Genomic DNA, 10,261 nt, shown 5'->3' on the forward strand with positions numbered 1-10,261 from the left:
GCGCGGGCGCAACACGTTGCCCTTCCTGAGCAAGCTGAGCAAGCACCTGCTGGCCGAGCGCCAGCAGATCCAGGAGCTGCTCGGTGAGGTCAGCCGGCACACCGAGCACATTGGCGCCATCGTCAAGCTGCAGCAGCGCTACGCCCGTGCGCCCCAGCAGCTGATCGAGCCTGTTCAGCTGGCGGAGCTGGTAGAGGACGCCTTGCGCATCAACCACGCTGCGCTCAGCCGCCACTCCGTGCAGGTGGAGCGAGACCTGGCGGAAGTGCCTCCCGTGCTGACCGAGAAGCACAAGATCCTGACGATCCTGGTCAACCTCATCAGCAACGCCAAGTACGCCTTGGATGCGCTGCCCGAGCCGGAGCGGCGCGTGACCGTGAGCCTCAAGCTGCCTGCGGATGGCCGCATCCGGCTCGAGGTGAGAGACAACGGCGTGGGGATCGCCCCGGAGATGCTCACGCGCATCTTCCAATACGGCTTCACCACCCGCGAGGAGGGACACGGCTTCGGTCTGCACTCCAGCGCGCTGGCAGCGCAGGAGATGGGCGGGAGCCTGACTGCCCACAGTGAGGGACCAGGCCGGGGAGCCACGTTCATCCTGGAGCTGCCTTTCAACCCGGAGCTGCAGCGCGAGCGAGCGTCTGCATAGCTGCTGGAGGCCACCGCCCTCTGTCCGTGCGCTCCTGGGAGGGCCTGGAGTCCTCCTGAACGCCGCAACCTAACAGCCCCCTTGGGAGACAGGCACCCCGGGCGGACACGGTCCGCTGGTGAACGGCCACACGAGCGGTACAGCAAATGTCAGCAGCACGAGCATGAGCACGGTGAGGGGCGTCCCCACTCGGAGGAAGTCGAGGAAGCGGTAGCGCCCGGGGCCGTACACCAATGCGGCGGACGGCTCCAGTGGCGTGAGGAACGAGCACGACGCGGCAAGGCACGTCCCGAGGGCGAAGGGCCGCGGATCGAGCCCCATGTCCATCGCGGCATGGATTGCGACGGGAAGCATGATCAGCGCCGCGGCCTGATTGCTCATGGGCACGGAGAGCAGGACGGTGGCGAACATGAGCACACAGAGCACCCCGCGTGGCCCCACGACGCCCACCAGGGGGATGACGGCTCGAGCCAGGAACTCTCCCGCGCCGCTCTTCTCCACCGCCGACCCCAGGGTCAGCAATGCGCCAATCATGATGATGACCCGCCAGTCCACGCGGAACGCCGTGCGTGAGTCGACACAGCCCGTCGCCACCATCACCAACATCCCCGCCAGCCCGGCAATGGCCGGTGAGGTGATTCGCAGCCCCGCGACGACGACGGTGGTGGCGAAGATGAGCACGGCGAGCACGGCCCGCCGGTAGCGCGGCCGCTGATATTCGACACTGCCAAGCACGGTCAGCTCCTCGTCCCGCGCGAGCTCACGGACACGCCGCTCGGGCCCACCGAGCAGCAGCATGTCCCCCACCGACAGCGAGATGTTCTTCAGGGCGTCCCCACTGGCGAGGCTCCCCACCAGGTTCAGCTCATGATGGACGCTCTGAAGCGTGGGGTGGCGGTGGATGGCGAGCGCCACGAGCCCGTAGCGATCCGCGAAGCGGATGTCTCGCAAGGACCTGCCGGCAAGGGCTGACGTCGGCGGCACCGACACCTCGACGAGGGTATGGGCCTGGCGCTGGCCCTCGGGAATCCGAAGGTCGGCCCTGAGGCCGATGCTGCGCAGATCCTTCACACGCAGGATGTCATCCATGCTGCCAGAGATGATGAGATGCTCCTGGCCTCTGAGCACCTCCAGGGGGTCGGGCGGCAGCATGACCCCATCGCGCACGATGCCCCGTACCGGGAGCCCGAGCCCCTCGGTGACGTAGCGGAGCGCTCTCCCCGCGAGCCGGGAGCCGGGCGTGAGCACCGCCTCTGTCACGTACTCACGCTGGGGCAGCGGCCCTGCGTCTGTCTCCTCGTGGCGCGCTGGGAGGAGCCACCGCACGAGGAGCAGCGTCGCGATGAGTCCGGCTGCCGCAAGGGGGAGCCCCACCGGCGCAAGCTCGGCGAAGCCAATGCGCTCGAGCCCCCATTGCTCCATCGCCGCACTGACGACGAGGTTGGTAGACGTGCCAAACAGGAAGATCGTGCCACCCAACATGGAGCTGAACGCCAAGGGCATCAACAGCCTGCGCGAGGCCACTCTCGCCTGTGCGGACGCTGCAGTCGCGACGGGGAGAAACGCCGCCGTCACCGCCGTGTTCGAGGCAACGGAGGAGAATGCGCAGACGGCCACCAGCAGCATGACGAGGAAGGCCTGCGGGCTGAACCGCGCGAAGAAGAGCAGCCGCCGGCCAACGAGCTGCATCACACCGGTCGCGCTGAGCCCCTGCGTCAGCGCCAGGAGCGTGAAGATGAAGATGGCTGTCTCGCTCGAGAACCCGGAGAGGGCCTCCTGAGGCGTCACGAGCCCGCTCAGCACCAGCAGCACGACAATGGCAAGGGAGCTCACCTCGATGGGGATACGATCGATGGAGAGGAGGACGATGGCGATCACCACCACGCCCAAAGCGATTGTCATGGCCATGGCTGTAAAGTGGGGGGACTGCGGAGTGGGAGCAATGAGGCGAGCAGCAGGCCTCAGGGATGCGCCAGGCGTGGGCTCGCCTGGCGCGTCGCTCTGGAGCGTGGGTAGAAGCGGGAGCGGCGACGCGATGGGCGGCGAAGGATGGCCTTCGCTCGCCGCGCCTGGTCCTCGGCAGCCAGCCTCCGGAGCCGGTGGATGCGCTCCTCGAGGAAGGCCCCCGAAATCCCCTCCACGGTGGGGGCCGTGAAGGGAGTGCCCGCGTCGGAGATCGAGCCAGGCTCACCCCAGGTGGCATGCTCCTTCAACCTCGCCAGCAAGGCTGCAAGGCCCAGGGCATCCCCGAGCAGCCGGGCAGCGGCTCTGTCGGCGACAAAGTCCCGCACGGGCGGAGTCCCCAGTCGATGCAGCCGCGCGAGCACCCTGCGAGAGCTGACCGCTCCCCGCGCGCCCACCGGCCTCCCCGGCGCAGCGGCCCAGGGCAGCCGGCCCGGCGTGCGTCCGCGCCACCCGGGCAGCGCCGCAACCCTCATCATCAGGGCGGCCAGCCCGGCAACGAGCGTGGCCCGGCGCGTGTGGCCATGAGCGATATGCGCAAGCTCATGCGCGAGCATGGCGCAGAGCTCGGCCTCATCGAGCTCGCCGAGCGCGGCGCTCGTCAGGATGATGCTGGAAGCTCGGGGGCCCGTGCCGATGGAGAAGGCGTTCGGCTGCGGGCGCTGCACCACGTAGAGGCGTGGACAGGGAATCCTCGCGGCGATGCTGAGGTGAGTCACCCGCTCATGCAGCCGAGGAGCCTCCTCGAAGTGGAGCCGACGCGCCCCATGGAGTCGAACCACGAAGGAGTCCATGCGCGTGTAGAGCCAACGCGCGAGCCCAGCCAGAGCGGTGAGGAGAGTCACCGCGTGGAGCCCCTTAGAGGTGAATGCCAGCCCGAGAAACGAGGCCGTGAACGAAGCGATGGTGGACAGAGCCCACATGGACCTGCTCCTTCCTGGTGATGGGGTTGTGGAAGCGCTCGCGCCCGCTACTCAGCGGTGGGCGCGGTTTCCAAGGAATGCCCCGACCTCGATGCACACCCGTCGCCCGGCCCTCAAGAGCCCACTACGACTCGGAGATCTGGCGATGGAGGAGGTACACATGGCTCTGCCTTCTGAACACCGAGCGCGCCCCGTCTCATCCCAGGGGCCCGCAAGGGCGCTCGTCCTGCGACGGGTTGATAACTGCTGTTGTCAGCCCGGCGCGGTCGCTGAGCGGCTCGGAGCGGGTCCGAGGATCAGCTAGTATCTCGCGCGAGTCATCGGCGGAGCCAGTAGCGGCGGCTCGCGGTTGCGGAGAAGGCCATGAGCGAAGCCGATCAGCCAGAGAAGGAAGGCCGAGGCTCTCGCGGCGATGAGGGGGTGGCTCCGGGGGGTGGCATCGACTTCTCCCCAGGGCCTGGGGAGGGGGTGCTGGGCACGCTGCCGTGCGAGGAGGGGGAGGAGGAAGTCCCGCCACCCACCCTGCCGCAGCCCGGGCAGACGATTCTGGGCCGCTACACGGTGCTGAGGCAGCTGGGCCAGGGCGCCATGGGAGTGGTGCTGTCGGCGTATGACGCGCGGTTGGATCGGCGCGTGGCGCTCAAGCTGCTGCGAGCCTGGAGCGGAGAGCGAGCACGCATTGACGAGGAGCAAGGCCGCTTCCTGCGCGAGGCGCAGGCGATGGCGCGGCTGAGCCACCCGAACGTGGTGGGAGTGTACGACGCGGGGAGGCTGGAGGACGGGACGCTCTTCATCGCGATGGAGCACGTGGAGGGGCAGACGCTGCGCCAGTGGCAGCAGGGGCGAGGGTGGAAGGAGGTATTGGGGCAGTACCGTGCCGCGGGCCGCGGGCTGGCGGCGGCCCACGAGGCGGGGCTGATCCACCATGACTTCAAGCCGGACAACGTGCTGGTGGGCGCGGATGGGCGAGCACGGGTGACGGACTTCGGGCTGGCGAGGCTGAGCCCAGGCCCGGTGGCCAGTGGAAGCCTGGAGCCTGGGCTGCCAGCCTTGCCGACGGCCTCAGGAGCGGTGGCGCCGCTGACGATGCGGGGGGATCGGTGGATGGGGACGCCCGCCTATATGGCGGAGGAGCAGTTCCAAGGGCAGCGGGGAGACGCGCGCAGCGACCTGTATGCCTTCTGCGTGGCGCTCTACGAGGGGCTGTACGGGAAGGTGCCGTACGAGGCCGCCACGGTGGCGGAGCTGCGCGAGGCGCAGCGAGCGGGGAAGGTGCGTCCGCCCGAGGGAGTGCCTGTGCCAGCCTGGGTGGCGCGCACGGTGCTGCGAGGCTTGCAGCGCGAGCCGGTGCGACGCCCTTCGTCGATGGGGGAGGTGTTGAAGGCGCTGGCGGAGGACCCTGAGGTCAAGAGCAAGGAGCGGATGAGGAAGGGCGCGGTGACGAGCGCGATGGTGGTGTTGGGGGTGCTGGCGGTGTGGGGGTGGTCGGACCGGCAGCAGCGGTGCGAGGAGCTGGGTCAGCGGCTGGCCGGGGTGTGGGACGAGACAGTGAAGCAGCGGGTGAGGCAGGCGCTGGTGGCCACGGGGTTGCCGTACGCGCCGGAGACGGCGGAGCGGGTGGTGAAGGGGTTGGAGGCGTATGCCGGCGGGTGGGTGAAGCAGCGCACCGAGGTGTGCCTGGGCGTGAGTCGAGAGGGCGAGACGCGAGCAGAGAGCTTGTGGTTGCGCGAGGAGATGTGCCTGGAGAGGCGGCGCAGCCAGCTGCGCGCGCTCACGGAGTTGCTGTCCCAGGCGCCGGATGCGGAGCTGGTGAGCAAGGCGGTGCAGGCGGTGCAGGCCCTGCCGCCGCTGGAGTACTGCGCGGATGCCAAGGCGCTGACGGCCGCGGTGCCTCCGCCCGAAGAGCCCACGGTGCGCGCGAAGGTGGAGGCGTTGCAGGAGCAGGTGGACCGACTGGAGGTGCTGCTGGCGGCCGGCAAGTTCAAGCTGGGAGTGGCCCGCGCGGATGAGCTGGTGGCTCAGGTGGAGCCCGTGGGGTATGCGCCGCTGCTGGCGCGCACCCTGTTCCTGTCGGCTCAGCTGCGGAGCGAGGCGGGCGACTACAAGGGCGCGGAGGAGCGGCTTCAGCAGGCGATGACCGCGGCGGCCCGGGGCAAGGACACGGCGACGCTGGCCCGTGCCTGGAGCGCGCGGGTCTCGGTGGTGGGCTATCGCATGGGGCGCTTGCAGGAGGCGCTGTCGCTGCGGCCCATGGTGGAGCAGCTCGTGGAGCTGGCGGATGACGACCGGATCCGCGCCTCCGCGCTCACCAGTCTGGGCATGGTGCTGCTCGAGCTGGGGAGGTATGAGGAAGCCCTCCAGGAGTGCGAGGCCGCGCTGGCGCTCAGGGAGAAGGTGCTGGGCCCCGAGCACCCGGAGGTGGCCAGCTCCTTGAGCGATCTGGGCAACGTGTTCCAGAAGCAGGGCCAATACGAGAAGGTCCGCCAGATGGATGCGCGCGTGCTGGCGATTCGGGAGAAGGTGCTGGGCCCCGAGCACCCGAGCGTGGCCGCCGCGCTCAACAACGTAGGCGCCGACTTCTGGGAGATGGGCCAGTATGAGGAGGCGCGCGCCGCCTTCGCGCGTGGGCTCGCGCTCCGAGAGAGGGTGCTGGGCCCCGAGCACCCGAGCGTGGCGGCCTCGCTCAACAACCTGGGGCTCGTCCTCGGGGATCTGGGCCGGTACGAGGAAGCGCGAGTCGCCTCCGCGCGTGCGCTGGCGATCCGGGAGAAGGCGCTCGGCGCCGAGCACCCGGACGCCGCCGCTTCGCTCAACAACGTGGGGCTCGCCCTCCTGAACCTGGGCCGCTATGAAGAGGCGCGAGCCACCCTCGTGCGCGGGCTGGCGATCCGGGAGAAGCTGCTGGGCCCCCAGCACCCGGACGTGGTCTCCTCGCTCAACAACCTGGGGCTCACCCTCAAGGAGCTGGGGCGCTACGAAGAGGCGCGAGCCATCGTCGCGCGCGGGCTGGCGATCCGGGAGAAGGTGCTGGGCCCCGAGCACCCGAGCGTGGCCTCCTCGCTCGACACGCTGGGGCTCGCCCTCAAGGAGCTGGGGCGGTACGAAGAGGCGCGTCAGCTGCATACCCGGGCGTTGATGCTCCGAGAGAAGAGGCTCGGAGCCGAGCACCCGCGCGTCGCCACGCTGCTCGCGAACCTCGGTAGCCTCCTGGAGACCCTGGGGAAGTACGAGGAAGCCAGGCAGCTGGGCGAGCGCTCCCTGGCCGTGCGGCTGAAGGCGTTGGGGCCCGAGCACCCGGACGCTGCCGTCTCGCTGAGCAGCGTGGGAGATGCGCTGAGAGGTCTCGGCCACCTTGCGGAGGCGCGAGAGAAGTACACGCGCGCCCTGGAGCTGCAGGAGAAGCTGTTGCCGGCAGGCCATCCAGAGCGTCTCGGCCCCTTGCTGGGGATGGGCCTGCTCTCGCTCGCGGAGGGGAGCCCGGCCGAGGCCCGGCCGTGGCTCGAGCGGGCGCTGGCGGTTGCGTCCGTGGCGAGGCGAGCGCGTGTCCAGTTTCCGCTGGCCCAGGCGCTGTGGGAGGGTGGGGGGGAGAAGCCGCGCGCCGTGGAGCTGGCCGCCCAGGCCCAAGAGTTCTGGAGCCGCCACGGCCGCGCCTCCGATGCGAAGCACGTCTCCCGATGGTTGGAGGCTCATGCGCTCTAGCGCGCCACCTCCAACCTCTGCGCCTCGGCGTCGAAGGTCCACCTCGACGGCTAGTGCCGCTCGGGCGCGGGCGGCGCCGCCTCCCTGCCGGTGCCGCGCTCCGTCCGGCCCTCTTCCGACACGAACACCTCGTGACGGAAGGATGGCCTGGCGGAGCGTCCCGAGGATGGCCATCTGCCGCCCCACGTCCCGCACCGCAACGCGCAGTGTGTGGCGCACGTAGAAGTCCTCGAAGCCGACCTGCCACACCTCGGGAGGCGGTTGCTCCACGATGCCCGGAGTGGCGCGCGCGGCGTCGAGCAGCAGCCCCTTCACCTTGCGCCACGGCACGTCGTAGCCGCTGGAGACGGAGACCTCCACGACGAGCCCGAGCTCGCGGCGCAGCGGGGCGCTGAAGTTCTGCAGGGCATTCTGAAGCAGCATGGAGTTGGGCACGGTGACCTCCGTGCCCTCCAGCGTGCGCAGGCGCACCACGAGCAGCGTCTTCTCGATGACCTTGCCCTGGAAGTCTCCGATGCGGATGAAGTCCTTCAGGTGAAAGGGCCGCATGTAGGTGATGACCAGTCCCGCGACCATGTTGGCGATGGCCGAGGTGGACCCCAGCGAGACGAGCACCCCGAGGAAGACGGAGACGCCCTGGAAGGCGGGGGAGCTCGAGCCCGGCAGGTACGGGTAGATGATGACGAGACTGAGCGCGAGCACGAGCACGCGCGCGATTTTGTAGGTGGGCTCCGCCCAGTCCGGGAAGAACTTCGGCACGCTCACCCGCCCCGCCCCCACCTCGCGCCCGAGCAGCCGCAGGAGGCGCAGGACCCAGCGGGTCGCGAGCACCGCGAGCGCGATGTAGACGAGGTTGGGCAGGTAGTCCGCGACGGCGTTCACCGCCCAGGCCGCCGCGCCTCTCATCCGCTCGAACCCCACGCGTGCACGCCCCCGGCTCCTTGCTTTTCAGCAGGCGGCTGGATGTTCGCGCTCACGCTGGCATTCGCCTGGCGCGCGAAGGTGCAGGAGCTGCCCTGTTGCCGTTCGACGAGCAGTGCGCTTCAATTCCGCTTCGAGGGCATTCTCCGGCCCCCAGACGCCGTCCGGCACCGAATGATTCAGCGCGGTGAGTGTTCGCTGGCCGCCATGGGGCGCTGACGGCAGGACGCTAGCTGCCACGCGCGGCAAGCCCCAGCTTGACTCAGCGAGGCCCGATGAATCGCGGCGCGGGCAGCGAGTGGGATTGCATCCTCCCTCCGCAGAGGAGTCACCACGATGAGAACGGTTCTGATCTTGGCTCTGTCTTCGCTGATCGCTTGCGGTCCAACTGCACCAGCCAAACCACAACCGACCGGGAGTGCTGAAGACCAGCAGCCATCGGATCCGGAGTTGCCAGCTCGAGTGCTGGTCAGCGGGCTCGAAGGTCCGTGGGAGGTGACCTGGGGACCGGACGACATGCTCTGGGTGACGGAGCGGGCCGGACGGAGGGTCACGCGGATAGACCCTGAATCCGGGACAAAGCGAGTGGCCGTCACCATCGGCGAAGTCCTGGTCGACATGCAGCACCAGGGCTTGCTCGGGATGGCGCTTCACCCAGAGCTGCTCGCCGGCTCCGGGAACGACTACGTGTACGTCGCCTACACTTACGACGGCACTCCGGGGGATGGCGATGAACAGGACAATCCCCGCGCGAAGGTTGTGCGCTTCACCTACCAACCCGACGCTGAAACGCTGAGCGAGCCCAGTGAGCTCATTTCGGGGATCCCAGCTGGCAATGACCACAACGGTGGCCGCCTGAAGATCGGTCCGGACGGGAAACTCTTCTATTCCCTGGGTGAGCAAGGCGCGAACCAGTTCGCCAACTTCTGCAAGCCCATCGAAGCGCAGAGGCTTCCGACCGGCAGCGAGGTCCAGAACGCAGACGGGTCTGCCTACAAGGGAAAGATTCTGCGGATGGAGCTGGACGGCGGGATTCCGGTGGACAATCCGATGTTCAACGGAGTGCGGAGCCACATCTACACCTACGGCCACCGCAATCCCCAGGGCATTGTGTTCGGGCGGGACGGCACGCTCTACCAAGCCGAGCACGCCGCTAACGCCGATGACGAGATGAACATCATCCGGGCCGGCGGCAACTATGGGTGGCCGCACGTCGCGGGGTACCGCGATAATCAGGCGTATGCGTACGTCAACTGGTCCGCGGCGCTCAACTGCCAGGAGCTGACCTGGACGAACCTGACCGACCCGGCGAGTGTCCCGGCGGGCGTTCCCCGCGCCGAAGAGACCGACTACACGGAGGCCTTCGTCGAGCCGATCATGACCCTGTACACCGTGCCGAACGGTTACGATTTCGAGGACGAGACCTGTGGTGAGACGTTCTTCATCTGTCGGCCCTCCATTGCGCCGTCGAGCGTGGACTACTATCCACAGGACGGGGCGATTCCGGGTTGGGGTGGATCCTTGTTGGTCACGTCGCTCAAGAACGGCGCGCTGTACCGCTTCAAGCTGAGCGGCGACGGTCAGGGCGTCCGGGACACGGACCAGCTCTTCGACACCGTGAACCGCTACCGCGACCTCGCGATCGGCCCCGACAACCGGACCTTCTACATCGCTACGGATTCCGCCGGATTCACCCGGGACGCCAATGGCGGTGCCACCGACGTGCTCGCCAATCCAGGCTCCATCATGGTGTTCAGGTTCGCCAAGAACAGCGGGACGGCTCCGTAGGCGTTCCCAGAAGCTCCGAGCGGCGCCCGTCCGGTCTGGACGCACACCACGAACCCCAGCGCGCACCACGAGCCGCGCGTCCGATGGTTGGCGCGTTTAGCTTGCCTGGATGCTCACCGCGGACAGGCGTCAGCGTCGGGCGCGAGGCTGCCCCCGCAGGGGGCTGGAGGTGAAGCACGGGCACCACCCGGCGGATCCTCCTCTTCTCCGTGGCGGCCCTCTAACCTGATCACCTCCTCGCATGAAGGGGTGACACATGCTGGCCGTGGCAGAGGATTCTCTGGAAGGCCGGAGCGCTGTCCCTTGTGTTGCTCGGCGC

5 protein-coding genes and 1 pseudogene are annotated in these 10,261 nt (G+C 68.7%); 3 read left to right on the forward strand and 3 right to left on the reverse strand.

The window, feature by feature from the left end; all coding sequences use genetic code 11:
* Positions 1 to 649: sensor histidine kinase (locus VD972_RS02720; protein ID WP_324980276.1), on the forward strand; the 649-nt coding region annotated here is incomplete at its 5' end.
* Between the two features lie 69 nt (positions 650 to 718).
* Here the strand turns inward: VD972_RS02720 and VD972_RS02725 are convergent.
* Positions 719 to 2,551: an SLC13 family permease gene (locus tag VD972_RS02725; protein ID WP_324980279.1), complete on the reverse strand. Its 1,833-nt coding sequence runs from the start codon at positions 2,549 to 2,551 to the stop codon at positions 719 to 721.
* Positions 2,552 to 2,610: 59 nt separating this feature from the next.
* A complete protein-coding gene (locus VD972_RS02730; RefSeq protein ID WP_324980283.1) occupies positions 2,611 to 3,534 on the reverse strand; it encodes a M48 family metallopeptidase in 924 nt (307 codons plus the stop codon).
* A 363-nt stretch (positions 3,535 to 3,897) separates the two neighbouring features.
* Between VD972_RS02730 and VD972_RS02735 the strand changes: the two genes are divergently transcribed.
* A complete protein-coding gene (locus tag VD972_RS02735; protein ID WP_324980286.1) occupies positions 3,898 to 7,233 on the forward strand; it encodes a tetratricopeptide repeat protein in 3,336 nt (1,111 codons plus the stop codon).
* A gap of 153 nt (positions 7,234 to 7,386) precedes the next feature.
* Here VD972_RS02735 and VD972_RS45380 read toward each other — a convergent pair.
* A pseudogene (locus VD972_RS45380) lies at positions 7,387 to 7,809 on the reverse strand (mechanosensitive ion channel family protein); the annotation flags it as partial.
* 681 nt (positions 7,810 to 8,490) lie between these two features.
* Here VD972_RS45380 and VD972_RS02740 point away from each other — a divergent pair.
* The gene (locus tag VD972_RS02740) at positions 8,491 to 9,942 is read left to right on the forward strand and encodes a glucose/sorbosone family PQQ-dependent dehydrogenase (RefSeq protein WP_324980288.1); all 1,452 of its coding nucleotides are present in this window, start codon (positions 8,491 to 8,493) and stop codon (positions 9,940 to 9,942) included.
* Positions 9,943 to 10,261: the final 319 nt, after the last annotated feature.

The organism is Hyalangium sp. (genome assembly GCF_035629615.1).
Classification (GTDB): domain Bacteria; phylum Myxococcota; class Myxococcia; order Myxococcales; family Myxococcaceae; genus Hyalangium.